This is a genomic window from Allobosea sp. (assembly GCF_017308015.1).
Lineage (GTDB): Bacteria > Pseudomonadota > Alphaproteobacteria > Rhizobiales > Beijerinckiaceae > Allobosea.
On record NZ_JAFKFW010000002.1, the window covers coordinates 518,334 to 543,821 of the forward strand.

Below are 25,488 nucleotides of genomic sequence, written 5' to 3' on the forward strand. Positions count from 1 at the left end.
CTTGCCCGATCGATGCCGTCATGAGGAGAGACCGCCCGTCAGCGTCGGCAGGTCGAGCGGGCGGAAGCCGTAATGCGCGAGCCAGCGCACATCAGCCTCGAAGAAGGGGCGAAGGTCCGGCATGCCGTATTTCAGCATGGCGATACGGTCGATGCCCATGCCCCAGGCGAAGCCCTGATAGACCTCCGGGTCGAGCCCGCAATTCTTCAGCACGTTCGGGTGAACCATGCCGCAGCCGAGGATCTCCAGCCAGTCGTCCCCCTCGCCGAAGCGGATTTCGCCGCCCTTGCGCGAGCACTGGATGTCGACCTCCATGGAGGGCTCGGTGAAGGGGAAGAAGGACGGACGGAAGCGCATCTTCACGTCGTCGATCTCGAAGAACGACTTGCAGAATTCTTCCAGAATCCACTTGAGGTGGCCGAGATTGGCCGATTTGTCGATGACAAGCCCCTCGACCTGATGGAACATCGGGGTGTGGGTCTGGTCGGAATCGTTGCGATAGGTCCGGCCCGGGCAGATCACGCGGATCGGCGGCTCCTGCACCAGCATGGTGCGGACCTGGACCGGCGAGGTATGAGTGCGCAGGAGCTTGCGCTCGCCATTGGCATCCGGCGCGAAGAAGAAGGTGTCGTGCATCTCGCGGGCGGGGTGGCCGACCGGGAAATTCAGCCTGGTGAAGTTGAGGTCGTCGGTTTCGACGTCCGGCCCTTCGGCGATAGCGAAGCCCATGTCGCCGAAGATCGCGGTGATCTCATCGATGACCTGGCTGATCGGATGGATGCGGCCGCGCGCCTCCGGGCCGTCCTGCACCGGCAGCGACACGTCGACGCGCTCCGCGGCGAGCCGGGCTTCGAGAGCAGCCTCGCCCAGCGCCTCCTTGCGAGCCGCGATCGCGCTCTGAACCCGATCGCGCAGACCGTTGATCTGCGGGCCTTTCTCCTTGCGCTCATCCGGCGTCATCGCGCCCAGCGTCTTCAGCAGCGCTGAGATCGAGCCGGACTTGCCGAGGGCTGCGATGCGCACATCCTCGACGGCGGCTTCATCGGCGGCAGTATCGATCGCGGCGAGAACGTCGCGTTCCAGGGTGACGATATCGGTCATGAATGGGTCGCATGCTTCCGGGGCGTGGGAACGGGCGCGTTCTAGCGGGAACGGCCGGGTTATGCCAGAGCCAAGCGACGACATGAGGAGGATGCCTTGCCCGACAACACTCGCCAGAAAGAATCGCCCTCTTACCGGATGGCTGCGCTCGACCCGGATTTCATCCTCGGGGATTCGATGCGCGGCGCGCGCTTCATGCTGGAGTACCAGAAGGCGGAGGACAGCCTCAGGGCGCGCGGCGTCGTCTCGACCATCGTGGTCTTCGGCTCGGCCCGCGTGCACGAGGGCAATCCATGGTACGAAGCGGCCCGCACCTTCGGCCGCATCGCCTCGGAACGCGGCGGCGCGCTGCGCGACGGCGATACCGGCCGCCATCACGTCATCGCCACCGGCGGTGGGCCTGGCATCATGGAAGCGGCCAATCGCGGCGCGACCGAAGCCGGCGCCATCTCGATCGGCTTCAACATCACCCTGCCGCACGAGCAGGAGCCGAATGCCTGGTCGACGCCGGACCTGACCTTCCTCTTCCACTATTTCGCGATGCGGAAGATGCATCTGGCGATGCGTGCGGCGGCGCTGGTGGTCTTCCCCGGCGGCTTCGGCACACTCGACGAATTGTTCGAGATCATGACGCTGGTACAGACCGGCAAGATGGGCCCGGTGCCGATCGTGCTCTACGATTCCGCCTACTGGAAGGGCCTGCTCAATCTCGACGCGATGGCGGCGGCGGGCTTTATCCGGCCTGACGATCTCAAGCTGTACAGTTATGCGGACTCGCCGGAGGAGGCCTATGAACGGATCGTCGAAGACGCCGGCGAAGACTGGCACCCGCCGAAGAACGGCAGCGTGCAGACGTAAGGGCGCCGACAGAGAACCCCTCTCCCGTAAGGAGAGGGGTAGCGGCAGGTGTAGGCCTTTGGACCGATAGAATTTCGCCATCACCGCAGCAGCAGGGTCATGGCCAAAGCGTCCAACGGCCTAACCCTCACCCTGCCCTCTCCCTCCGGAAGAGGATCCCCCGCGCTGTCCGCATCATTTCCCGCATGAGATCCTCGGGTCTCCATTGGGTCGCCCGAGAATGAAGCCCGGCTTCGACACAACGAAAAAGGCCGGCGTCACCGCCGGCCTTTTCCAATTCAGCATCGCAAGGCCGATCAGGCGGCCTTGGCTTCGGCGCCCAGCACGCCCTTGACCGTCTCGACCACGGCAGCGAACGAGGCTGCGTCGTCAATGGCCATGGCCGACAGGGTCTTACGGTCGAGCTCGATGCCCGACTTGATCAGGCCGCCCATGAAGACCGAATAGGTCAAGCCGTGCTCGCGAACCGCAGCGTTGAGACGCTGGATCCAGAGAGCGCGGAAGGTGCGCTTCTTGTTCTTGCGGTCGCGATAGGCGTACTGCATCGAGCGATCGACGGCCGCCTTGGCGGCACGGATCGTATTCTTGCGGCGGCCATAGAAGCCCTTGGCGGCCTTAAAAGTCTTCTTGTGCTTGGCGTGGGCCGTAACGCCCCGTTTCACGCGAGCCATGTCATGATCTCCGGACTATCAGGTGGCGTCAGCCGTTGGGAAGGAAGAACTTCTTCACGTTGGCAGCATCGCCCTCGAAGAGGGTCGTGGTGCCGCGGTGATTGCGGATCTGCTTGTTGGTCCGCTTGATCATCCCGTGACGCTTGCCGGCCTGGGCATAGAGCACCTTGCCGGTTCCGGTGATCTTGAACCGCTTTTTAGCGGCCGATTTCGTCTTGATCTTGGGCATTTCAGCTCCTCAATGGTCGTGGCTGCACGTCTTGTGAACGCGTTGCCAATGTCTTGCTTTCGGGAAGCAAAGCACGATCGCCACGGCAGCCCTTATCAGCCGGGCGATCGAAGGCGGGCCTATCGCAGAAATTGGCGGCTTTTGCAAGTGCGAAGCCGGCAATGTCCCACGAGGTGTGGCCTCCTGCGTCCCTCAGGCGGCTTCGCAGACAAGAGTTTCGGCCCGCGCGTCGAGAAGACGACCATAGCCTGCAAGCACGACCAGCAAGGCGGCAGCACCCGCTCCCACCGAAATCCAGAAGCCGCCATGAGCGCCGAAGGCGTCGATCAGCAGGCCCGCAGCCGAGGCGCCGGCAGCCATTCCAATGCCAATGCCGGTGATCGCCCAGGTCATGCCTTCGGTGAGCTGGCGCGCCGGTACCAGACGCTCGACCAGGCCCATCGCGATGATGATCGTCGGCGAAACCGCCGCGCCGGCCATGAAGAAGACCAGTGCCAGCGAGCCGAGCCCCGTCACCGCCAGCAGCGGCAAGGTCGTCGCCCCCGCCAGCGCGACCGCCGCGAGGAATTGCGTGGCGAGCGAAGCCTTGAGCTTCAATGTTCCGAAGACGAGACCGACGATCAGCGAGCCCGCCGCGTAGATGGCAAGAACGAAGCTCGCAGCGGCCTTCTGGCCCTGCGCTTCCGCAAAGGCAACGGCTGTGATCTCGGCCGTGCCGAAGATCGCACCGATGGCGACCATCGCGAGCACGACGACCTGGACGCCACCGAGGCCTATGACCGAGATATCAGCCCCCGCAGCATGGATGCGGACCGGCGGCTCCGTCCGCCTTTGCGCACATAACAAGGGAACGCCGACGACGAGGAAGATCAGGGCGGCAAGCGGCCCGGCTTCAGGAAACAGACTGACACTGAGCCCGATCGCCACGATCGGCCCGACGATGAAGATGACCTCGTCGACCACCGATTCGAAGGCGAAGGCAGTGCGCAGTTGCGGAGTGTCGCGATAGAACTCGGTCCAGCGCGCCCGGACCATCGCGCCGATGCTCGGCATCAGACCGGCGAGCAGCGCGAAGACGAAGAGCAGCCAGTTCGGCGCACCCGTCCAGGTCGCGACCATCAGACCGCTCAATGCAAGCGCCCCGGCGGCGGCCGCCGGCAGCAGCACGCGGCGCTGCCCATAGCGATCGACGAGGCGTGAGACCTGCGGCGTGATCAGCGCGCTGGCGAGCGCGAAGGTCGCGGCGACGGCGCCAGCGATCGCATATTCCCCTCGCCGCTCGGACAGCATGGTGACGATGCCGAGGCCGACCATCGAGGCCGGCAGGCGGGCGATGAAGCCGGCGGAGGAGAAGGCGACGGCTCCAGGCGCCCGGAAGATCTCGCGATAGGGATTGGGCATGGTTCGGACCGGACAAGGCGGAGAGGGGCCGCGGGTGAAAGCGGATAATTGCATACGTTGCGTATGTCAATTAACATACGCAACGTATGTGAAGAGGATATGATGGCTCGCCGACTTCGTGCAGACATGGTCGCGGAGACTCGCGCCCGCCTGATCGCCGCCGCGCGGGAGGCGTTCGGCACGGTCGGCTATGCGGCGGCCTCGATGGACGAAATGACCGCGACGGCTGGGCTGACCCGCGGCGCGCTCTATCACCATTTCGGTGACAAGAAGGGGCTCTTTTCCGCTGTCATCGACCAGATCGATGCTGAGATGACCGTGCGGCTGCGCGCTGTCTCGGCCGAAGCGGAGGATCGCTGGACCGGGTTCCGCGACTCATGTGTCGCCTATCTCGCGATGGCGCGAGAGGCGGAAATCCAGCGCATCATGTTGCGTGACGGCCCGGCCGTGCTGGGCGATCCCTGGAGCTGGCCAACCCAGAACGACTGCATCCGGATGATGGCCCTAGGACTGGACGAACTCGTTACCGAAGGCGTGCTGACACCGCTCGATCCGGAAGCCATCGCCCGGCTGATCTTCGGCGCGACCCAGCATGCAGCGCAGTGGATCGCGCATGCGCCCGATCCGGGAGCGGCGCTCAAGGCCGCGACCGACGCCTTCGACGCGATGCTCGCCGGCCTGTTGCGGTAGTTCGCTTATCGTATCTTCTTCACGCGAACCGGCATCCGCTTCGGTCGAAAATGTTTCCGCGACATGAAAAAGGGCGCCGTCGGCGCCCTTTTTCCGATCCGCAAGGAACCGCCGACGACGCGCGCCTCAGCGCGGCGCGAGCACCATCACCATCTGGCGACCTTCGAGCTGCCAGTCGCTCTCGACCTTGGCGATCTCGGCGGTATCGACCTTGACCCGCTCGAGCACCTTCACGCCGAGGTCCTGGTGCGCCATTTCGCGGCCGCGGAAGCGCAGGGTGACCTTCACCTTGTCGCCTTCCTCGAAGAAGCCGTGCATGGCCTTCATCTTCACGTCGTAGTCATGCTTGTCGATGCCGGGGCGCAGCTTGATTTCCTTGATCTCGATGGTGCGCTGCTTCTTGCGCGCCTCCGAAGCCTTCTTCTGCTCGAGAAAGCGGAAGCGACCGTAATCAAGGATCTTGCAGACCGGCGGAACGGAGTTCGGGGCAATCTCGACGAGGTCGAGACCGGCATCCTCGGCGAGCTTCAACGCATCGAAGAACGAGACCACGCCACGGTTGGCACCGGTATCGTCGATGAGCTGGACTTCGCGAACTCCGCGAATGTCGCGGTTCGAGCGGGGACCTTCCTTGGTCGGGGTCGGGGCAGCGCGGTAAGGACGACGAATGGGGGTATTCTCCTGTACTTGGCGCCTTCGCGCCGTTGTTGCAGACACATTGCACAAAGATGGGCGATGTCAATGCATGACACCGCGATGGCGGTCATCTCCCACCGGAGAGGCCGGTCAGCGACCCAGCAACGCGCAATAAACGTCGAGGGTTTCCGCAACCATCGCTTCGAGCGAGAAATGCCGCTCGACATGGACGCGCGCGCGCCGTGCCAGGGCATCGCGGGCGGAAGGACGCAAAGCCAACGCCTCGTTGAGGCCGGCAGCCAGCGCCGCGGCATCGCCCGGAGGTATGCGCCAGCCGGTGCGCTCGCCGGGCTGAACCTGCGGCGGGGCCAGAACGGTTTCGGGCACGGCACCGAGATCGGAGACGACGACGGGCGTACCCATCGCCTGCGCCTCCACTGCGACGCGCCCGAAAGCTTCCGGATCGGTCGAGGGCACGGCGACCACCGCGGCCGAGAGCATCGCTGCCGGCATGTCCGAGCAGTGGCCGACACGCTTTACGCGGCCTTCCAGCCCGGCCTTGGCGATCAGCGCATCGAGTTCCTTGACGTAGCCGTCCCTGCCCTGCGCATCGCCGGCGAGGATGAAGGCCGTGTCGGTATCCCCGCTATCGCGCATCAGGCGCGCGGCTTCGATCAGCACGCGTTGGCCCTTCCAGTTGGTCAGGCGGCCGGGCAGAAGCACGATGCGTTGATGAGGCTCGACGCCCCAGGCTTTGCGCAGGGCCTGTACGCGCTCCGCGCCAACCGCAGCCGGCGCGAAGGCCGAGAAATTGGTGCCGCGATTGACGACCCTGACCCTGTCGCCGGCGACAGGGTGCTTCGCCTGGATCAGGCCGGCCGTGTAGTGGGAATTGGCGATGACGACATCGCCGCGCGCCATCACCGAATTATAGAGCGTCTTCACCGACGAGCGGCTGTTATAGGAGCCGTGATAGGTGGTGACGAAGGGCAGCTTCAAAAGCCGAGCCGCGCCGAGCGCGACCCAAGCCGGGGCGCGCGAGCGGGCATGGATCAGTTCGACCCCCTCCTGCCTGCAGAGCCGCGCGAGCTTGCGGATGTTGAAGAGCATCGAGAGAGGGTTCTTGGAGGCAGCCGGAAACGGCAACCAGACCCCGCCCTTGGCCTGCAACTCGGCGACGAGGCGCCCGCCTTCGGTCGCGACCAGCGCGCGCGCGCCGGCATCTGTCAGTCCCTTGGCGATATCGACGGCGGTGCGCTCGGCCCCGCCGGCTTCTAGCTCGGGAATGATCTGCAGGATCGTCCGCCCCGCCAGCGGATGCGTTTCGGTCGACGGCAGAGAAAGATGGGCACCCGGCTTGAAGGACATTCGCTCTCGGTCTGGAATTTCGTTAACAGGGGCGAATATGCCCCCATCGGATAGACGTCGCAGCCCTTAATCGCCGCGGCGCCCTGATTCGTCACAGGAGATTTGCCTTGGAGCACCAGCCGCCGCAATGGCTCGAGGTCGGAGACGGCCCCTCAAGACGCCGCCTCGCCTACCTCCTGCAGGAGGGAAGCGGCGCACCGGTGGTCTGGCTCGGCGGCTTCCGCTCGGACATGCGCGCGACCAAGGCCGAGGCGTTGGCCGACTGGGCACGCGGTGCCGGCCGTGCCTGCCTGCGCTTCGACTATGGCGGCCATGGCGAGAGCGACGGCGATTTCGGCAGCTTCACCCTGTCGGACTGGCTCGCCGACGCGCTCGCTGCGATCGAAAGCCAGTGCCGCCAGCGACCGATCCTCGTCGGTTCCTCGATGGGCGGCTGGCTGGCCCTGCTCGCGGCGCGCAAGCTGTTCGGCTCAGCCTTGCAGCCTGCGGGTCTCGTCCTGATCGCGCCCGCCGTCGATTTCTCCGAGGATCTGATGTGGGCGCAGATGCCCGATTCGATCCGCCAGACGATCCTCGAAGAGGGCGTCTGGTTGCGGCCTTCGGAGTATTCGCCGGAACCGACACCGATCACCCGCGCGCTGATCGAGGACGGGCGCCGGCACCTGCTCTTCGGCGGCGAAATCAGGACCGGCTGCCCTGTGCATATCTTGCAGGGCATGCGCGATCCAGACGTGCCCTGGCGCCAGGCGCTGAAGCTCGTCGAGCATCTCAGCGGCGACCCGGTCGTGCTGACGCTGATCAAGGACGGCGATCACCGCCTGTCCACGCCGGACGATATCGAGAGGCTGCAATCGGCGGTCGCCGGAATGGCGACCGCACCCTGAGTACGGAAATGACCGGCGTCAGTGGACGCTGACCATCCTGAGATCGTGCTCCCAGGCATTGGCCGTAGCGGCCTCGCGCGAATCCGTGACGAGGATCGGAGCGCCGTCGGCCGAAAGCAGGGTGAAGAGCTGCAAGCCGGACTCGATCTTGGGAGCCTGCGGGAAGATCCGCATCAACTCGTCCGAGCTCATCGACTTGAGATAGGCGACCTCGCCGGTGCCGAGCGCGGCGAATTCCGCGGGGGTCAGCGGGTTGGTCTGGATGAGATTCCTGTCCTGTTTCATCGCGCCCTCCTTCAGAGCAGTGCGAATGCGGTTCTGATACTGCGCCTTCAATTATGAACAGATGCGAAAACCGCGACCGCATCCTTCAAAGCTGGACGGGAGCCCGTCCTCTACTCACGGCTCATGATATCGATACGCCGGATGAGCCGTTCCGGTTCCGGCCTGACCAGATCAATCGCGAGCAGGCCGTTCGACAGATCAGCGCCCAGGACCTGCATTCCGTCTGCCAGCAGGAAGCTGCGCTGGAACTGGCGGGCGGCGATGCCGCGATGCAGGAACTGGCGATTCTTGTCGTCGCTCTGGCGGCCCCGGATCGTGAGCTGGTTCTCTTCCAGCGTGATCTCGAGCTGTTCCCGAGCAAAGCCCGCGACGGCCAGGGTGATGCGCAGGCGGTCCGGCTCATCCTCCGTCCGGGTCAACCGCTCGATATTGTAGGGCGGGTAACCCTCGCTCGCGCCCTTGGCGACACGATCGAGCGCACGCTCGATATCGTCGAAGCCGAGCAGGAACGGGTGGGACAAGCTAGGCGTACGCGTCATCTTCCAGGCCCTCGAAAGGCGCCTCATGGACATCGGGACCCGCCGCCGGGCAGCATCCCGCAGGCGAAAGGCGAACCCTTCCGCTTGAGCCAGATATGGCGAAGCGCGGAGGCTGCTTCAAGGGGCGACGTCTAGCCAGCACGTTTGCGGGGCGGAGTGTGCCGACGATGCCTGGAAGGAGAATGGTACAGCCACCCCGGCTTGAACGGGGGACCTCTAGATCCACAATCTAGCGCTCTAACCAACTGAGCTATGGCTGCCCAAACCAGGCTTCGCGACCGGCCGCCGTGGCGGGGGTCGTCAGCGGCGCGGACCCTAGTGCCGAGTTTCCGCTTTTGCAACCGCGTAATTCAACTCCGGCCATGGAATTTCGGCGAGGCCTGCGCGCGCGCCGAATCCGGCCGCTCGATCAGTCCTTGCGCAGGGCCGCATTGGCCGTGCGCGCCAGCTCCTTGAGATGCTCGGCATAGGATTCGTAGCTGCGGCGCACCGCCTTGGCCTGCAAAGCGATAGCCTCTGAGGCGCTGCTGCTGCGCGCGAGCGACTGCGCATCGCCGAGCGTCGCCTCCAGTTCGGCGCAGGCATGGTCGAGCATGCGGGCCTGTAAGGCACCGAAGGCACGCGCCATGGTCAGCGCCTGGCTCATCGCCGTAGCCGTGACGACAGCAGCGGCCTCGGGCGGGCGCGGCAGGGGCAGCGAATCGAGGGTTGCGGATTGCGGCGGAGGCGCCTTTGCGGCCGGCACAGGAGCGGATTCCGCCGGTCTGGCGACAGGTGCGACCGGCTCGGGCTTGGCGGGCGCAGGCTTGACAGGCGTCGATTCGACGACGGTCGGCTTGACCGGGACCGGCTTCTTCTCGGCAGGAACGGGGCTGGACACCGCTGAGGCAGGTTTGACAGCCTTGGCGGCAACCTTCGGCCCCGCGACCTTCGCCGCAGGCTTCCCAACCCGAATCTTGACCGGGGCTGCCTTCTTCGGGAGGTCGGCAGCGATGGGGTTACTGGGGGGAGCCGACTTGGTCATAGCGACGGAAGCCGACGAGGGCGCCGGAGCCGCGATCTTGACAGGCGGGGGCTTGACCGGAGCCGCGGCGGCGGACGGCGCGGGAGTCGTCGGCTTCTCGGGCGCGGTGGCGGATGGGGGCGTCGCGGTGGGTGCGGGTGTCAGCGCCTTCACCGGGGACAGGCTGACCGGAACCTTGGACTTGATCCGGGTCGGAGTGGGCTTGACCATGACAGCTCTCCTTCAGCGGCAAACGACAAAGGCCGGACTCAGAAAGCCCGGCCGAAGACAGCGCCGGCGCATCGATGCGCCGGATCGACCAGGCTTCAACGGCCCTTGGCCGCCTTGCTGACGGTCTCGGCGGCCTTGGTGGCGGCGTCCTGCGCGGCGGTGCCCAGGTCCTTGATCTGGCTCTGGAGCGCGGCGACCTGCGACTTCAGGAACTCGGACTGATGCTGCATCACCTCGGTCAGGTCCTTCGACTTCACCAGCTTCTGAGCGAAATCGAACGCAGCCGCGACGTTGTTCTCGGCATAGGCGATGGCCTTGCGGGTCGCTTCCTGAGTGTTGGCGCGGGCACTCTCGGCCGAGCCATGGGCATTGTCCACAGCCTTATGGGCCGCGCCCATGAAGCCGTCGAACGCCTTGCGGGCCTGCTCCACACTGCGCTCGGCGAACTCACGCATTTCGGTGGGCACTTCATAAGGCAGCTTGCCGTTCATCGAATCCTCCTGTCGTGTAGTGATCCATCCCTAGATCATTGTGCACTGCAATATCATTGTTGCATCGCAATGACAACAGCGTGACAACTGGTGACGTCGGCCATGTTAACGCTGTTTCGATGAGAAGCGGGAGAGTGATCTTCGGTTCCATGGATTTGCCGCCGTTTGGGGTCTATTAAGGCTTTGTTAGGCATAACAGGCGCGGATCGAGCGAGCAGGCGGGCATGAGCGAGGCCGGAGAGGACTGGGCGAAGTGGAGCGTGGCGGCGGCTGAGGACGCCGCCCTTGCATCCTTTGCTGCCGGCGGCGCCCTGCTGCTGTGGGATCCCGCCACCGAGAAACCCCATTTCGTCAATGCGGCAGCCGAAGCGCTGCTCGGCGGACAGGCGAGCCTGCCGGCGCCGACCCGGCAGCGCCTGAACGTGCTGGCCGGCGGCGTCGCCTCGGCCAGCGGCATTCGCCTGGAACGCCTGCGCCTGATCGCAAGCTTCGCGGCCGTTCCGGTCACCTGCGGCAGCAAGCTGGTGTCGCTGGCCGAGGGCCGCTCCGCCCTGGCCATCGCCGTGCAGGCCTCCGAACTACGCCGCCTCGGCATCACCGTTCCGCAGACCACCGTCGCCGAAACGGCGCCGACCGTGGCCCGGCCTCGCCACGAAACCCCCTCGCCCGCCAAACCGTCCATGGTCCGCTTCCTCTGGCAGAGCGACCGCGAGGGCAAGCTGACGAAGCTCTCGGACAATATCGCAGCCCTGACCGGGGAAGCGGCAGCGGCCAGCCTCGTCGGCCAGCGTTGGCAGGACTTGCTCGGCTCCAGCCTCGCCGACTGCGATGGCGGGCTGACCGACCGGTTTGCCAAGGCCGCGACCTGGAGCGGCCATAGCCTGCTGTGGCGCACCGCTTCTCCCGATGAGGCGGCGCCGGTCGAGCTCTCCGGCATGCCGGTGCTCGACGCCGCGCGCCAGCTCACCGGCTTCCGTGGCTTCGGGATCGCACGCCTGAACGAGCTCTCCCCGTTCCCTATGGCCGATGCCGCGGCGCCGGATGCCGCGGCTGCTGCTGAACAGATTGCCCCGGCCGTCGAAAGCGTATCGGAAGACGCGTTGCGGCCGGCCGCCGATCGCGTGACCATGGAGGAGATCGCTTCGGACACGGCGCCTATCACCGAGGACCTGAATGCGCCGGCCACATCGGCAGCGAGTGCGGAAACTCCCACTGCCGATGGATCCGAAGCAACCGAACTCTCGGATCTGCCGGAGGATGACCAGGAGGACGGGGAAGATGCCGCCGCCCTGGCCGCTCTCGATCAGACGGCGGATGAGCCCGCGCAGGGGCACGCTGCCGAGGCGCCGATCGCGCCCGAACCCGATGAGGTGCAAGGCAAGATCGTGCCGCTGCGCAACGGCCATCTGACGGCGATCCGGCCAGTGCTTGAACCGTCTAAGTCGCATCTGAGCTCGGCCGAGCGCAACGCCTTCCGCGAGATCGCCAAGGCCCTGGGCGCCAGGCTGGCCGGCGACGACGAGCCGAGCACGCCGCGCCTGCCGCCGGTGGCACCGTTGCAGGTCAGGGACAAGGAAGAGGCCTCGGCGGCGAATCTCGCCATGGAGACCGAGGCCACGACACCGGCCCGGCAACGCAATTCCCATGCGGACGTGCTCGACCGGCTGCCGATCGCCGTTCTGGTCAATCGCGGTGACGAAGCGCTCTATGCCAACCGCACGCTGCTGCAACTGCTGGACTATGCCGATCTCGCCGATCTGAAGGCCGGCGGCAAGGTCAGCCGGCTGATCAAGGACGCCGCGCGCACCGATGGCGGCACGATGACGCTGCTCGACCGGCTCGGCCATCTCGTTCATGTCGATGCCGTGCTGTCGAGCGTGAGCTGGCAGGACGAGCCGGCGACGCTGATGGCCTTCCGCCATCCCAATGGCGATGGCGGCGACGTGCCGGTGCTGACGCCGGAAGAGGCGGAGGAAGCCGAGCTCGCGGCCGAATTCGCGGCGGAGGAAGCCGAATCGGCGGCCCGCGTCGAGGCGCTTCGGCTCGATGCCGATGCGCGCGATGCCCGCATCGGCGAGCTCACCGCCATGCTCGACACCGCGACGGACGGCGTCGTCACCATCGATGACCGCGGACGCATCCTGTCGCTGAACAAGGCGGCCGAGGCACTGTTCGGCTATGACCAGCGCGAGGTCACCGGCGAGTTGTTCACCCTTCTCTTCGCCGGCGAGAGCCATGCCCCGGCGCTCGACTATCTCGAAGGACTGAAGGGCGGCGGCGTCGCCTCGGTGCTCAACGATGGACGCGAGGTGCAGGGCCGCGTACGCCAGGGCGGCAAGATCGCACTGTTCATGACGATGGGCCAGATCGCCCATGGCAGCGAGCCGCGCTTCTGCGCCGTACTGCGCGACATCACCGCCTGGAAAAAGACCGAAGGCGAACTGGTCGACGCGCGCAAGGCTGCCGAGATGGCGAGCGCCCAGAAATCGGACGTGCTCGCCAAGATCAGCCATGAGATCCGCACCCCGCTCAACGCGATCATCGGTTTCGCCGAGGTTATGGCGGAGGAGCGCTTCGGGCCCATCGCCAACGAGCGCTACAAGGAATATCTGCGCGACATCCACCAGTCCGGCGGCTACGTCATCAGCCTCGTCAACGACCTGCTCGACCTGGCCAAGATCGAGGCCGGCAAGCTCGATCTCGACTTCGTCAGCGTCAACCTGAACGAGATCGCGCTGTCGACCGTGTCGCTGCTCCAGCCGGAGGCGCAGCGCGGTCGCGTCGTGCTGCGCTCGGGGCTCTCGCCGAAGCTGCCGCCGGTCGTCGCCGACGAGCGCTCCATCCGCCAGATCGCGATCAATCTGCTCTCAAACGCGGTGAAGTTCACCGATGCCGGCGGGCAGGTCATCATCTCGACCGCACTCGGCGACCAGGGCGAGGCGATCCTGCGGGTCCGCGACACCGGCATCGGCATGGATGACGACGAGCTTCGCCTCGCGCTCGAACCTTTCCGCCAGGTGCCGACGACGCGCCGCGCAGGCGGCACGGGCCTCGGTCTGCCGCTGACCAAGGCTCTGGTCGAGGCGAACCGCGCCGCCATGGCGATCACCAGCGTCAAGAAAGAAGGCACGCTGGTCGAGATCACCTTCCCGCCGCAGCGCGTGCTGGCGAGCTGATCCGGCAGAAACCGCAATACCAAAACGCCCCGAGCGGATGCTCCGGGCGTTTTCGTCTGGTCAGAGCAACGTACCGCTCAGGATCACGGCTGCGACGCCGAAATAGATCACCAGGCCGGTGACATCGACCAGCGTCGCGACGAAGGGGGCCGAAGCGCTGGCAGGGTCGAAGCCGAGCCGTTTCAGGGCGAAGGGCAGCATCGAGCCGGCAAGCGAACCGAAGGTGACGATGCCGAGAAGAGCGCCGCCGACCGTCGCGGCCACCAGCATCCAGTGCGGCCCATAGTCATAGAAGCCAGCCCATTGCCAGAGCGTGACACGCGTCACGCCGATGGCCCCGAGGATCACGCCGAGCGTGATGCCGGTCGGCAGCTCGCGCAGGGCGATCCGCCACCAGTCCTTCAGCGCGATCTCGCGCAGCGCCAGCGCCCGGATGATCAGCGAAGTCGCCTGCGAACCGGAGTTGCCGCCCGAGCTCATGATCAGCGGAATGAAGAGCGTCAGCACGATCGCCTTCTCAAGCTCGCCCTCGAAGAACTGCATGACGGAGGCGGTCAGCATCTCGCCGAGCAGCAGGATCGAGAGCCAGCCGGCGCGCTTGCGGATCATCGAGACGAAACCGATCTCGTTATAAGGCTTATCGAGCGCCTCCATGCCGCCGAGCTTCTGCACGTCCTCGGTCGTCTCGGCGATCATCGCATCGATGACGTCGTCGAAGGTGACGATGCCGAGGAGCTGCTGCTCGGCATCCACGACAGGCACCGCGAGCAGATCGTATTTCGTGATGAAGCGGGCCACTTCCTCGCGATCGGTCTCGGGGGTGACACAGATCGGCTTGTGCGCTGGGACGACCGATTCGACCGGTGCTTCCGGGTCCCCGCTGATCAGGCGCCGCAGCGAGACCGCGCGCACGAGCCGGTGCGTCACGGTATCGAGCACGTAGATCGCATAGACCGTTTCACGCGTGCGCTCGACGCGTCGGATATGGTCGAGCGCCTGCTGCACAGTCCAGTTCGAGGGCACGCTGACGAACTCGGTCGTCATGATCGAGCCGGCGCTGTGTTCGGGATAGGCCAGCAGCTTCTTGAGGTCGGAGCGGGTCTGGCGGTCGAGGCGGCCGCTCAGCCGCGCCCGCGTATCCTCGTCGAGCTTCTGGAAGACGTCGGCCGCCCGGTCCGGCGCCATGGCGGAGAGCAGCGCGCCGGCGCGCTGATCCGGCAGCAGCGCCATCACCGCGGGGGCCGTGGTGAGTTCGGGCTGGTCGAGGACTTCTACGGCACGCTCGAACGGCAATTCGGCCAGAACATGCGCGATGGTCGCGTCATCCTGGTCGTTCAGCGTCTCGACGATGTCGGCGACGTGTTCCTGCGTCAGCCTCTGGGCCAGCGTCGCGGCAAGGAGGTGCGTCGTGGCGGCGGTATCGTTCATAGCTCTATTCCTTGCGATCGGGCCGTCTTGGCCGGACCGCAGGCGAGCCGGGTAACCCGGTCAGGCGCGCGCGGCGGCGGACGGCTTCGACTGTCGGCTGGGACTGTCGCTTGGCATCGGGTCGGGGTTTCCTGTGGGCAACCGGCCGCAGAGGCCGGGAGCAGAAGGCCAATGCACGGCTAAAGCGCTCGCGTCAAACGGTTTCTGCGCCGCGCATCATTGGCATTGGCTGATGCAACTGGCCCGGCCTATTGTCGCGATGACGGACCGGTACCCGCTACCGGCTTCGTCGTCGTTTGCACTCTCTCGCTGGATCCCGCCGATGTCCCTGACCATCTATGGCTGTTACCGTTCGCGCGCGACGCGCGTCATCTGGCTCGCCAACGAACTCGGCCTGCCCTTCAACCATGTGCCGGTGATCCAGGCCTATCGCCTGCCCGACCCGAACGCGCCAGGCGTGCCGCTGCATACCCGCAGTGCGGACTTCCTCAAGATCAACCCGAACGGCCACATCCCCAGCATCGACGACAACGGCTTCAAGCTGCACGAATCGCTGGCGATCAACCTCTATCTCGCCCGCAAGCATGGCGGCCCGCTCGCGCCGAAGGATGCGCAGGAGGAGGGGCTCGCGATCATGTGGTCGCTCTGGGCCGCGACCGAATGCGAGAGCCATGCGCTCAACCTGCAGTTCCATCTCGCCGCCTATCCACCGGAGAAGCGCAAGCCGGAACTGGTCGAGGCCGCGCTCGCCGCCCTGCCCGGCCCCTTCGCAGTGCTCGACAGGACGATTGCCGAGAATGGCGGCTATGTCATGGGCAACCGCTTCACCGTCGCCGACATCAACGTCGCGGAAGTCATTCGCTACGCCAAGCCGGCGACGCAGCTCTTCGATGCCAATCCGCACGTGAAGGCCTGGCTCGACGCCTGCCATGCGCGCCCGGCCTTCCAGGCGATGTGGCAGGCGCGCGACGCGGAAGCCGCCTGAGCAGGACAGGCTGCATGGAAACCGGGTGGCCGGACCTCGTCCGGCCACCTACTGACGCGGAATGACCCAGCCAGCGAGCAGAGCTTCCGCCATGACCCAGCCGACCTCCGTTCCCGCGCTGCGCATGGGGCCGCTCGAATGGCTCCTGCTGATCGTCCTGTCGATCCTGTGGGGCGGCTCGTTCTTCTTCAACAAGCTGACCGTCGCCGAATGGCCGCCTTTCGCGGTGGTGCAGGTGCGCGTCGGCCTCGCAGCTCTGGCACTGCTCCTGGTGGTACGGATCGCCGGGCAGTCGATGGCGGTCGGGCGCAAGCTCTGGCTCGCCTTCTTCGGAATGGGCATCCTCAACAACCTGATCCCGTTCAGCCTGTTCCTCTGGGGCCAGCAGCAGATCGCGAGCGGGCTCGCATCGATCCTGAACGCGACCACGCCGATCTTCGCCGTGCTGGTGATGCATTGCTTCGGCGACGAGAGGGCGACGGGCCTGAAGCTCGGCGGCGTGCTGGCCGGCCTCCTCGGCGTCGCCATCCTGATGGGACCTGACGCGATCAGCGGCCTGGGCACCAATCTGGCGGCACAGCTCGCCTGTATCCTGGCAGCGGTCTCCTACGCCTTCTCCGGCCTGCTCGGCCGGCGCTTCCGCGGCGTGTCGCCGCTGGTTGCTGCCACCGGCCAGCTCTCGGCCTCGACACTGATGATGATCCCGATCGTCTTCGTGATGCATCCGCCCTGGACGCTGCCGATGCCGTCCCGGCAGGCCATGCTCGCCCTTGTCGGGCTGGCTCTGATCTCGACGGCTCTGGCCTATCTCCTGTTCTTCCGGATCATGCGCGCGGCTGGCCCGAGCAACGTCATGCTCGTCACCTTCCTGATTCCGGTCAGTGCGATCGTGCTCGGCTCCGGGCTGCTGGGCGAGGCTCTGCTGCCGCGCCATATCGCCGGGATGGCCGCGATCTTCGTCGGGCTTGCGCTCATCGATGGCCGCATCGTGCACATGGCCCGGACAAGCCCCGCGCCAACCTCCTGACCCGCCGCCGTTATCCTGTGTCTCGTGCGGCCGGCGCACGCCGCCGCGCTGAGCCGAAAGGCTTTGTTGCCAAAAGATTATGAATTTCGATAGGATCGACACCTTGGCGGGAACCGCTATTGGCCACGGCCACCAATAGAGATATCGCGGCAAGCGATACACGGGACAGGGGACGGCTTATGGATGTGCGGCAACTGCGATGTTTCATCGCGGTGGCAGAAGAGCTGCATTTCGGCCGCGCTGCCGAGCGGCTCGGCGTAGCGCCCCCCGCGCTATCGCGCCAGATCAGCGCTCTCGAGGACGAACTCGGCGTCGCCCTTCTGACCCGCACCACCCGGCAGGTCGCGATGACGCGTGCCGGGTTGATCATGCTGGAGGAAGCCAAGGGCATTCTCGTCAAGATGGAGCACGCGTCGCGCTCGGTGCGCGAGGCCTCGCTGGCGTCCGGCAAGGTCCTGCGCGTCGGCGCAATCGATGCGGCCTCGTCGAGCTTCGTGCCGGAGGCGCTGATGGCGTTCCGCGCCGGTTTTCCGGGCATCGAGATCAAGTTCGTCGAGGCGATGACGGCAGCGCTCGTGCAGATGCTCGAAGCCGGCAAGCTCGACCTCGCGCTGACCCGCCCGCCACGCAAGCCGACAGACTGCGCCTTCGAAATTCTGCGTGTCGAGCGCCCCATCGTGGTGCTGAACGAGAATCATCCGCTCGCCGCGCGCGAGCATCTGACCATGCTCGACCTCGTGGGCGAGCCCTTCGTCGTGCCGTCCAAGCGTATCCGCCCCTATGCCTACGATCTGGTCATGGCCTATTTCGAGAGCGTCGGAGCGGTGCCGAACGTCACCATCGAGGCCACCGAAAAACCGGCGATGATGTCAGCGGTCGCCGCCGGGCTCGGGATGGCGCTGGCTCCGGACTGGGTCTCGCGGCTGTCCTTTCCCGGCGTGACCATGCGGCGCCTGCGCGGCGCCATGCTGGATCCGCCGCCGCCGGGCGCGCTTGTCGGCGTATCCTGGCGCCCGCAGCAGAAGCTGTCGTCCCGCGACGATTTTCTCGCGATTCTCAGGGAAAGCGTGACCCTGCTCGACGACCGCCACGTCCTGCCCTTCGTTGCACCGAAACCGCAGAAACGAACCGCCCGCACCGAGTCGCCAGTCGGAGGAGCTTGATGAGTTTGAACCAGATAGAGCGGGCGCAGGGCCTGCGCGTAAGGTCAACGCAGGATCTGGCCGGCGGCCTGTTCATGATCCTGCTCGCGCTCGGCGCCTTCGTCTTCTCCTGGGAACTGCCGGCCGGCACGCTGCGTCAGCTCGGGCCCGGCATGCTGCCCAAGGCCTTCGCGGTGATCTGCGGCGCGCTCGGCCTCATGCTCGCGCTGGCCTCGCTACGCTACAATGGCGAAAAGCTCGAGGGCTGGTCGTGGAAGGGCATCTTCTTCGCACTCGGCGGCGCCTGCCTGTTCGGGCTGACCATCCGCGGCTTCGAATTCGGTCCGATCCAGGTACCGGCGCTCGGCCTTCTGGTCTCAGGCCCATTGCTGATCTTCTTCTCCGGGCTTGCCGCCGATGACCGCAAGCTCAAGGAGCTGCTGATTTTCGCCGTGGCCATGTCGCTCGGTTGCATCCTGCTGTTCAAATATGCGCTGAGCCTGCCGATCCCGCTCGCGCCCTGGCTGCTGGGTATCTGAGCGATGATGGAGACCCTTTCCCACCTCTCGCTCGGCTTCGGCGTCGCGCTCACCTTCAAGAACATCGCGCTCTGCTTCGCCGGCTGCCTCGTCGGCACGCTGATCGGCGTGCTCCCCGGCGTCGGGCCAATCGCGACGATCTCGATCCTGCTGCCGATCACCTTCGGCCTCGACCCGACCGGCGCGCTGATCATGCTCGCCGGCATCTATTACGGCGCGCAGTACGGCGGCTCGACCACGGCGATCCTGGTCAACATTCCCGGCGAGGCGACCTCGGTCGTCACCACGCTGGACGGCCACCAGATGGCCAAGCAGGGCCGTGCCGGCGTCGCGCTCGGCACCGCCGCGATCGGCTCCTTCTTCGCCGGCTGCGTCGCGACCGTGATCATCGCCGCGCTCGGCGCGCCGCTGACCAAGATGGCACTGCTCTTCGGTCCGGCCGAGTATTTCTCGCTGATGGTAATGGGCCTGTGCTTTGCCGTGGTGCTGGCGCGCGGCTCGATCCTGAAGGCCTTCTGCATGATCATGCTGGGCCTGCTGTTCTCGACCGTCGGCACCGACCTCGAGACTGGCCAGGAGCGCCTGACCTTCGGCGTCGCCTCCCTCTCCGACGGCATCGACTTCTCGGTGCTGGCGATGGGCGTGTTCGGCTTCGCCGAGGTGCTTCGCAATCTCGAAAGCCCGGAGGCGCGCGACGTCGTCAAGGGCAAGATCGGCCGGCTCCTGCCCGGCTGGGAGGATCTCAAGCAATCCGCGGCACCGGTGCTGCGCGGAACCTTCATCGGCGGCATCCTCGGCATCCTGCCGGGCAATGGTGCGGTGCTCGGCCCCTTCGCCAGCTATACCGTCGAAAAGAAGATCGCCAAGGACCCTTCGCGGTTCGGCAAGGGCGCGATCGAAGGCGTGGCCGGGCCGGAATCGGCCAATAATGCCGGCGCACAGACCGCGTTCATCCCGCTGCTCACGCTCGGCATCCCGCCGAATGCGGTGATGGCGCTGATGGTCGGCGCGATGACGATCCACGGCATCATCCCCGGCCCGCAGGTGATGACCCGCAACCCCGAACTGTTCTGGGGCATGGTGGCCTCGATGTGGATCGGCAACCTGATGCTGCTGGTCATCAACCTGCCGCTGGTCGGCATGTGGGTGAAGCTGCTGCAGGTGCCCTACCGGCTGATGTTCCCGGCGATCCTGATCTTCTGCTGCATCGGCATCTACTCGGTGAACAACCAGCCGCTCGACGTCGCCTTCACGGCGCTGTTCGGCCTGTTCGGCTACCTGCTGATCAAGCTCGGCTTCGAGCCGGCGCCCATGCTGCTCGGCTTCGTGCTGGGCAAGCTGATGGAGGAAAAGCTGCGGCAGGCGCTGATCATCTCGCGTGGCTCGTTCTGGACCTTCGTCGAGCGGCCAATCTCGGCTGGCCTGCTCGTCGTCGCAGTCCTGGTGCTCGTCATCGCGCTTCTGCCCTCGATCTCGAAGAAACGCGACGAGGTCTTCACCGAATGACGGGGTTGCCGCCCCGGCGGCGCCCCTCCAGTCTCACCTTCAATCGTCTCTGGGAGGAATACGCATGAAGAAGCTTGTTCTCGGCCTTGCCGCAGCCGCCACGCTGGCTCTCGCCGGCGGTGCGCAGGCACAGGGCTATCCGACAAAGCCGATCACGATGATCGTGCCGTTCGCGGCCGGCGGCCCGACGGACATCATCGCCCGCATCGTCGCCGACAACATGTCCAAGACGCTTGGCCAGCAGATCGTCATCGAAAACGTCGCCGGCGCTGGCGGAACGACCGGCATCACCCGCGCGGTTACCGCAGCGCCCGATGGCTACACCATCGCGATGGGGCATCTGGGCACTTTCTCGGCCGCACCTGCCACCTATCCCGGCCTGAAATACGACCCGATCAACGGCATGCAGACCATCGGCCTGGCCGGCGGCACCCCGATCCTGATCGTGGCCCGCAAGAACCTCGAGGCGCCTGACCTCAAGGGCTTTGTCGCCGCCATGAAGGCCAACCCGGACAAATTCAACGAGGCCCATGCCGGCCTCGGCTCGGTTTCCTGGACCACCTGCACCCTGCTGAAGGGCATTCTCGGCACGCCGAAGATCAATGCCGTCGCCTATCGCGGTACCGGCCCCGCACTGAACGATCTCGTCTCGGGCCAGGTCGACTTCATGTGCGACCAGATCGTCTCGGTCGCCGAGCAGGTCCGCGCCAACACGATCAAGGCTTATGCCATCGCCTCGGCCCAACGCTCGCCCGCGCTGCCCGACGTGCCCACCACCAAGGAGGCCGGCCTGCCCGACTACCAGATCGAGGCCTGGAACGGCATCGCAGGTCCGAAGGGCATGCCGAAGGAGGCCGTGGACAAGCTGGTCGACGCGCTGAACAAGGCGCTCAACGACGAAGGCACCAAGAAGCGCCTGCTCGATCTCGGCACCGTGCTGCCGACCGCCGAGGAGCGCACGCCTGCCGGCTTCGCCGCTCTGATCAAGCGCGATGCCGACAAGCTGACGCCGGCACTCTCGGCCGCACCGAAGCAGTAACAGACGCCTGAACAGAACGATCATGCGGCGGGCCCTCGGGTCCGCCGTTTTCGTTTCCGGATCCAGCGGCGTCCCGCAGGATCATGGGCCGGCTGCTGCCATGACCCGCATAACCTGACAAATCACTGATCCCAAATGCGTTTCTTCCACAGATTGCGGAACGTTAACATCTCGTGACCCGAAATCCGGGAACCGTTCCGGCACGTTGCGGTTGTCCTCGCCGAAGGTTCGCTTCGAAAGGAGACATACCATGTTGAAGAAGCTTGCACTTGTTGCCGCCCTGACCGTGACCCCGGCGATCGCTTTCGCCCAGAACCAGCCCTCGGGCGGGGCGGTCGGCGGAGCGACAAGCGGTGCCGCAGCCGGCGCGGTCGGCGGCGCGGTTGTCGGTGGGCCGGTCGGCGCGGTGGTCGGCGGTGTCGGCGGCGCCGTAGTCGGCGCGATCGTCGGCGATGCGGCCGAGCCGAAGTTCCGCACCTATGTCGTTCAGCAGCGTGTTCCGTCCTATACCTATGCCGAGCCTGTGGCGGTCGGCACGGTGCTTCCGGCGCAGGGCGTCGTCTATCATCGTCTGCCGGCGGAATATGGCCCGAACGCCCCGAATTACAGCTATACGGTGGTGAATGACCGCACAGTCATCGTCGAGCCGCAGACGCGCCGCGTCGTGCAGATCATCGAGTGACACGGCTCACGAGCCGAACGGCGGATGGTTTAACCCCGGGCCATCCGGCCTCTCACGACAGGCCCGCTCCGGAAACGGGGCGGGCCGCCTTGTGTCAGGGAGAGTTCAGCGTGTGCCGAACATGCGGTCCCCGGCATCTCCAAGGCCAGGCACGATATAACCGTGATCGTTCAATCGCTCGTCGATCGCAGCCGTCCAGATGCGGACATCGGGATGGGCCCCGCGCAAGCGGGCGACGCCTTCCGGCGAAGCCAGCAGGCAGACGAAGCGCAGATCCCTGGCGCCACGCTCCTTCAGGCGCTCGACCGCCGCCACGGCTGAGTTCGCGGTCGCCAGCATCGGGTCCATCACCACGATCATGCGGTCGGCGATGTCGGACGGTGCCTTGAAATAATACTCGACGGCCTGCAGTGTGTCGGGATCGCGATAAAGTCCGATATGGGCGACGCGTGCAGCCGGGACTAGCTCCAGCATGCCGTCGAGGAAGCCGACGCCGGCCCGCAGGATCGGAGCGAAGACCAGTTTCTTGCCGGAGATGACCGGCTGCATCGATTTCTGCAACGGCGTCTCGATCTCGATCATCTCGGTCGGCAGGTCGCGCGTCACCTCGTAGCAGAGCAGCATGCCGATCTCGTTCAGGAGCTGGCGGAAGCTCTTGGTCGAGCGGTCCTTCTCGCGCATCAGCGTGAGCTTGTGCTGGACCAGCGGGTGGTCGACGACGGTGACGCCGTCCTGGCTCGAAGTCATACGCCGGGTATCCCTCTATCTCTCGGACTTGGCTTACCCTCAAAATACCGTGCCATCGCTGACGATGGTCAAGGGCGGACCGCCATCCACACGCTTTTCGCGCGCGATCCGGCGCCCGGCCGCCCAGGTCCCGCCTTCCAGCACCTTGGCGAGCGGGAGTTCATCGCGCGAGCGGCCAAGCCGCTGGCGGATCAGCGCCGCGACTTCGTCGAGCAGAGCCACGGTCAGCGCCCGCCACTCCACGACGAGCGGCGATGAGACCTCATGCGCCTTCGTCCGGTCCGCCTCGTCCTTCAGCGCGATGACGCCGCTGTCGAGGAAGAGCCCGCCATTGCGGTATTCCGGCAGGCCGGTCATCTCGTCGATATCGACCACGGCGATACCGGCCCATTCCAGCGGCTCGATCAGCGAATAGGTCAGCCATTGCGAGAGCTTGTGGAAGGGTACGAGCCCCTCTGTCGGCTTACCCGGCGCGATCAGGGGATGGCGCCAGGTGTCGCCGAGGGCCACGCCGGCCAGCGTCAATCGCGAGGGCCATATTCCGCCAAAGGTGCCGAGCACCTCGGCGAGCATGTGGGGAGCCCGCAGCGAGCCGGTATCGGCAGACGCGGCGAAGCGGTCGAACAGCGCGCCGGGACGAGAAAGCCCCTGCCGCTCCAGCTCTTCTCCAAGGCGGTTGAGCAGAGCAGCGCGGCCTTCGAGCGCCAGGAGAGGATTGTCCGGCCCGGCCTGGAAGCCGCGCGCCAGCGCGGCCGCGTCGAGCCGCTTCAAACCGGTCGCATCAGCCTGCAAAGGTCGAGCGGGGTCGCTGGAGAACAGGCCGTCGGCGAACATGTCGAGCGAGGCGAGCGCAAGCCCCTCCGAGCGCCCGATCTCGCGACCGGTCGCGGCATCGCGATAGCGCCAGTCCCGCCCGGCGCCGGCATCGAGCAGGACGCTGACGACCGCGAGATCATAGGCAGCGCGCCCCCGCGCCGCGGGGTTGGCGAAGCCGGCAGACTGATCGAGCTTGTGCCAGCGATCCTCGCCATCGACAGCGAAATGACGCCAACGCGCGTGGAAGGGGATATCGAACGCCGGATAGTTCGCGCGGATCGTCTCCAGCACGTAGTCGGCGCAGGCTTCGAGCCGCTCCGGGTGAACGCTGAAATGGAGCAGCTTGCCCGCGAGCCCGAGCTCCAGCATCTCCTGCGCGCGCTCGCGCACGGCCGTGGGTTTCAACAGGGTGCGGAAGGCCTCGGGATCGCGGTCGGACATCATCTACTCGGTGAGCGTGGCGGAATCAGAATTTGTCGAGGTCGCGGCCGACGGTGGTTTTCAGGGCGTTGTCACCGGGCGCGCCGTCCGGCGCATAGTAGCCGGCCGCCTTCTTGGCCTCGATCTCGACGGAAGCATCGGGCGGGATCAATTCGGGCGGGATCGCGACGCGCTCGCCGATGGCGATGCCGCTTTCGACCATGGCGTCGTATTTCATGTTCGACATCGACATCAGCCGGTCGATATGGGTGACGCCGAGCCAGTGCAGCACATCCGGCATGAGCTGCTGGAAGCGGGCATCCTGCACGCCGGCGACGCATTCGGTGCGCTCGAAATAGGTCGCGGCGGAATCGCCGCCCTCCTGACGCTTGCGGGCGTTGTAGACGAGGAACTTGGTGACCTCGCCGAGCGCCCTGCCCTCCTTGCGATTGTAGACGATCAGGCCGACCCCGCCGCTCTGGGCCTCCTTCACGCATTCCTCGATGCCATGCGTGAGATAGGGCCGGCAGGTGCAGATGTCGGAGCCGAACACGTCCGAGCCGTTGCATTCGTCATGGACGCGGCAGGCGATGCGCGTCTTCGGGTCGGCGAGCCGCGAGGCGTCGCCCATGACGTAAGCCGTGATCGAGCCGATCGGCGGCAGGAAGACCTTGAGGTCCGGCCGCGTGACGAGCTCGGGATACATGCCGCCGGTCTGCTCGAACAGCGTGCGACGCAGGTCGCTCTCGGTGGTGCCGAAGCGTTCGGCGATACCCGGCAGATACCAGACCGGATCGACCGCGATCTTGGTGACGCTGATATCGCCGGACGCGTGCAGGATGTGGCCGTCCGCGGCGAGGCGATGCGCGCCCATCGCGGCGAGGATCTCGGGCAGGTTGAGCCTGGCCTTGGTGATCGCGATCGAGGGGCGGATGTCGATGCCCTCGCCGATCAGCTTGCCGAAATCCTGCGCGACGGTGTGGCCGAAGGGATCGAGCGAGACGATTCTTTTCGGGTCTGCCCATTGCGGCTGCGGCAGGATTTCCGCCGTCGGATGGGTGTTTGTCAGGTCCGGGCGCTGCTGCGGATTCATCGTGCGGGCGGAGATCGCGAGCGCCCGATAGACCGAATAGGAGCCGCCATGGGCGCCGATGACGTTGCGGTCCGCCGGGTTGGTGGTCGAGGCGATGATCGGGCCGCGCTCGGCGGCGGTCGGTGCGCCCCATCGGATCGGGAAACGCGCGGCGGCGCTGCCCGGCTCGGGATGGGAGGTCAGCCTGATATGGCCGTTGCGGTTCGGCGCATTCATCGCGGTCACGTCCTGAAAACGGAAGAAGGCCCCGGGACGGGATCGTCCGGGGCCTTCTGGACCTCACGAAGTCTGAACCAGCGCGGCGGCGCCGTCAATCGCCTTAGAAAACAGCAAGATAGCGCAGCAGCGAGATGATACCGATCACGATCACGATGATCTGCACGACGTTCTTGATCTGCCCGTCGAGCGGCAGCATGCGCACGAGATAGAGCACGAGGCCGATGACGAGAACGGTGATCAGCAGCGAAATCAGAATGGACATGCTTGCAGCCCTTTATCTCG

26 protein-coding genes and 1 tRNA gene are annotated in these 25,488 nt (G+C 65.9%); 11 read left to right on the forward strand and 16 right to left on the reverse strand.

The genetic code is table 11. From position 1 onward, the window contains the following. Positions 1-18 precede the first annotated feature (18 nt). The gene (gene pheS / locus J0I42_RS02475) at positions 19-1,101 is read right to left on the reverse strand and encodes a phenylalanine--tRNA ligase subunit alpha (protein WP_291652426.1); all 1,083 of its coding nucleotides are present in this window, start codon (positions 1,099-1,101) and stop codon (positions 19-21) included. 138 nt (positions 1,102-1,239) lie between these two features. Between pheS and J0I42_RS02480 the strand changes: the two genes are divergently transcribed. Continuing rightward, positions 1,240-1,959, forward strand: a complete 720-nt coding sequence (locus tag J0I42_RS02480; protein WP_291652673.1) for an LOG family protein — start codon at positions 1,240-1,242, stop codon at positions 1,957-1,959. A 296-nt stretch (positions 1,960-2,255) separates the two neighbouring features. On the opposite strand, the gene rplT is transcribed toward J0I42_RS02480, so the two are convergent. From rplT to J0I42_RS02495, 3 genes are all read right to left on the reverse strand, one after another. Then, positions 2,256-2,630 (reverse strand): 50S ribosomal protein L20, encoded by a 375-nt coding sequence (gene rplT / locus J0I42_RS02485; RefSeq protein WP_291652427.1) that lies wholly within the window; start codon positions 2,628-2,630, stop codon positions 2,256-2,258. A gap of 28 nt (positions 2,631-2,658) precedes the next feature. Next, a complete protein-coding gene (gene rpmI, locus J0I42_RS02490) occupies positions 2,659-2,859 on the reverse strand; it encodes a 50S ribosomal protein L35 (RefSeq protein WP_047575639.1) in 201 nt (66 codons plus the stop codon). A 192-nt stretch (positions 2,860-3,051) separates the two neighbouring features. Next, complete coding sequence (locus J0I42_RS02495; protein WP_291652432.1) at positions 3,052-4,260, reverse strand: MFS transporter; 1,209 nt, start codon at positions 4,258-4,260, stop codon at positions 3,052-3,054. Positions 4,261-4,386: 126 nt separating this feature from the next. On the opposite strand from J0I42_RS02495, the gene J0I42_RS02500 reads away from it, so the two are divergent. Continuing rightward, positions 4,387-4,950 (forward strand): TetR/AcrR family transcriptional regulator, encoded by a 564-nt coding sequence (locus J0I42_RS02500; protein WP_291652434.1) that lies wholly within the window; start codon positions 4,387-4,389, stop codon positions 4,948-4,950. A gap of 126 nt (positions 4,951-5,076) precedes the next feature. On the opposite strand, the gene infC is transcribed toward J0I42_RS02500, so the two are convergent. Next, positions 5,077-5,619: a translation initiation factor IF-3 gene (infC, locus tag J0I42_RS02505; protein ID WP_047575650.1), complete on the reverse strand. Its 543-nt coding sequence runs from the start codon at positions 5,617-5,619 to the stop codon at positions 5,077-5,079. Between the two features lie 117 nt (positions 5,620-5,736). Next, complete coding sequence (locus J0I42_RS02510; protein ID WP_291652436.1) at positions 5,737-6,954, reverse strand: glycosyltransferase family 4 protein; 1,218 nt, start codon at positions 6,952-6,954, stop codon at positions 5,737-5,739. A gap of 107 nt (positions 6,955-7,061) precedes the next feature. Between J0I42_RS02510 and J0I42_RS02515 the strand changes: the two genes are divergently transcribed. After that, positions 7,062-7,838 carry an alpha/beta hydrolase gene (locus tag J0I42_RS02515; RefSeq protein ID WP_291652438.1) on the forward strand — a complete coding sequence of 259 codons (777 nt, stop codon included), beginning with the start codon at positions 7,062-7,064 and terminating at the stop codon, positions 7,836-7,838. An 18-nt stretch (positions 7,839-7,856) separates the two neighbouring features. Here the strand turns inward: J0I42_RS02515 and J0I42_RS02520 are convergent, their stop codons facing one another. The 5 genes from J0I42_RS02520 to J0I42_RS02540 form a co-directional block, all read right to left on the reverse strand. Next, the gene (locus tag J0I42_RS02520; RefSeq protein WP_291652440.1) at positions 7,857-8,123 is read right to left on the reverse strand and encodes a BQ00720 family protein; all 267 of its coding nucleotides are present in this window, start codon (positions 8,121-8,123) and stop codon (positions 7,857-7,859) included. 110 nt (positions 8,124-8,233) lie between these two features. Then, on the reverse strand, positions 8,234-8,662 hold the full coding sequence (locus J0I42_RS02525) for an Hsp20 family protein (RefSeq protein WP_291652441.1): 429 nt from the start codon (positions 8,660-8,662) through the stop codon (positions 8,234-8,236). A 183-nt stretch (positions 8,663-8,845) separates the two neighbouring features. Then, a tRNA-His gene (locus J0I42_RS02530) sits at positions 8,846-8,922 on the reverse strand. Between the two features lie 149 nt (positions 8,923-9,071). Continuing rightward, on the reverse strand, positions 9,072-9,896 hold the full coding sequence (locus tag J0I42_RS02535) for a phasin family protein (RefSeq protein ID WP_291652443.1): 825 nt from the start codon (positions 9,894-9,896) through the stop codon (positions 9,072-9,074). 95 nt (positions 9,897-9,991) lie between these two features. Next, complete coding sequence (locus tag J0I42_RS02540; protein ID WP_291652445.1) at positions 9,992-10,387, reverse strand: phasin; 396 nt, start codon at positions 10,385-10,387, stop codon at positions 9,992-9,994. A gap of 224 nt (positions 10,388-10,611) precedes the next feature. Here J0I42_RS02540 and J0I42_RS02545 point away from each other — a divergent pair, with 224 nt between their 5' ends. After that, positions 10,612-13,563: a sensor histidine kinase gene (locus J0I42_RS02545; protein WP_291652447.1), complete on the forward strand. Its 2,952-nt coding sequence runs from the start codon at positions 10,612-10,614 to the stop codon at positions 13,561-13,563. Between the two features lie 60 nt (positions 13,564-13,623). Here the strand turns inward: J0I42_RS02545 and mgtE are convergent, their stop codons facing one another. Beyond that, positions 13,624-14,991 carry a magnesium transporter gene (gene mgtE / locus J0I42_RS02550; protein WP_291652449.1) on the reverse strand — a complete coding sequence of 456 codons (1,368 nt, stop codon included), beginning with the start codon at positions 14,989-14,991 and terminating at the stop codon, positions 13,624-13,626. A gap of 322 nt (positions 14,992-15,313) precedes the next feature. On the opposite strand from mgtE, the gene J0I42_RS02555 reads away from it, so the two are divergent. The 7 genes from J0I42_RS02555 (at position 15,314) to J0I42_RS02585 (ending at position 21,911) form a co-directional block, all read left to right on the forward strand. Then, on the forward strand, positions 15,314-15,976 hold the full coding sequence (locus tag J0I42_RS02555; protein ID WP_291652450.1) for a glutathione S-transferase family protein: 663 nt from the start codon (positions 15,314-15,316) through the stop codon (positions 15,974-15,976). A 91-nt stretch (positions 15,977-16,067) separates the two neighbouring features. Continuing rightward, on the forward strand, positions 16,068-17,003 hold the full coding sequence (locus J0I42_RS02560) for a DMT family transporter (RefSeq protein ID WP_291652452.1): 936 nt from the start codon (positions 16,068-16,070) through the stop codon (positions 17,001-17,003). A gap of 179 nt (positions 17,004-17,182) precedes the next feature. After that, positions 17,183-18,166 (forward strand): LysR family transcriptional regulator, encoded by a 984-nt coding sequence (locus tag J0I42_RS02565; RefSeq protein ID WP_291652455.1) that lies wholly within the window; start codon positions 17,183-17,185, stop codon positions 18,164-18,166. Further along, positions 18,166-18,684 (forward strand): tripartite tricarboxylate transporter TctB family protein, encoded by a 519-nt coding sequence (locus tag J0I42_RS02570; protein WP_291652457.1) that lies wholly within the window; start codon positions 18,166-18,168, stop codon positions 18,682-18,684. Before J0I42_RS02565 ends, J0I42_RS02570 begins: the two co-directional genes overlap by 1 nt. A 3-nt stretch (positions 18,685-18,687) precedes the next feature. Then, entirely contained in the window at positions 18,688-20,190 is a 1,503-nt protein-coding gene (locus J0I42_RS02575; RefSeq protein ID WP_291652459.1) for a tripartite tricarboxylate transporter permease, read from the forward strand. A gap of 64 nt (positions 20,191-20,254) precedes the next feature. Then, entirely contained in the window at positions 20,255-21,229 is a 975-nt protein-coding gene (locus tag J0I42_RS02580; RefSeq protein ID WP_291652461.1) for a tripartite tricarboxylate transporter substrate-binding protein, read from the forward strand. A 250-nt stretch (positions 21,230-21,479) separates the two neighbouring features. Next, the gene (locus J0I42_RS02585) at positions 21,480-21,911 is read left to right on the forward strand and encodes a DUF1236 domain-containing protein (RefSeq protein ID WP_291652463.1); all 432 of its coding nucleotides are present in this window, start codon (positions 21,480-21,482) and stop codon (positions 21,909-21,911) included. A gap of 105 nt (positions 21,912-22,016) precedes the next feature. On the opposite strand, the gene upp is transcribed toward J0I42_RS02585, so the two are convergent. The 4 genes from upp to J0I42_RS02605 form a co-directional block, all read right to left on the reverse strand. After that, a complete protein-coding gene (gene upp, locus J0I42_RS02590) occupies positions 22,017-22,658 on the reverse strand; it encodes a uracil phosphoribosyltransferase (protein ID WP_291652465.1) in 642 nt (213 codons plus the stop codon). A 39-nt stretch (positions 22,659-22,697) separates the two neighbouring features. After that, the gene (locus J0I42_RS02595; protein ID WP_291652467.1) at positions 22,698-23,915 is read right to left on the reverse strand and encodes a URC4/urg3 family protein; all 1,218 of its coding nucleotides are present in this window, start codon (positions 23,913-23,915) and stop codon (positions 22,698-22,700) included. A gap of 25 nt (positions 23,916-23,940) precedes the next feature. Beyond that, positions 23,941-25,203, reverse strand: a complete 1,263-nt coding sequence (locus J0I42_RS02600; protein ID WP_291652469.1) for a GTP cyclohydrolase II — start codon at positions 25,201-25,203, stop codon at positions 23,941-23,943. Between the two features lie 103 nt (positions 25,204-25,306). Further along, a complete protein-coding gene (locus J0I42_RS02605) occupies positions 25,307-25,468 on the reverse strand; it encodes a Thivi_2564 family membrane protein (protein ID WP_091855869.1) in 162 nt (53 codons plus the stop codon). Positions 25,469-25,488 lie beyond the last annotated feature (20 nt).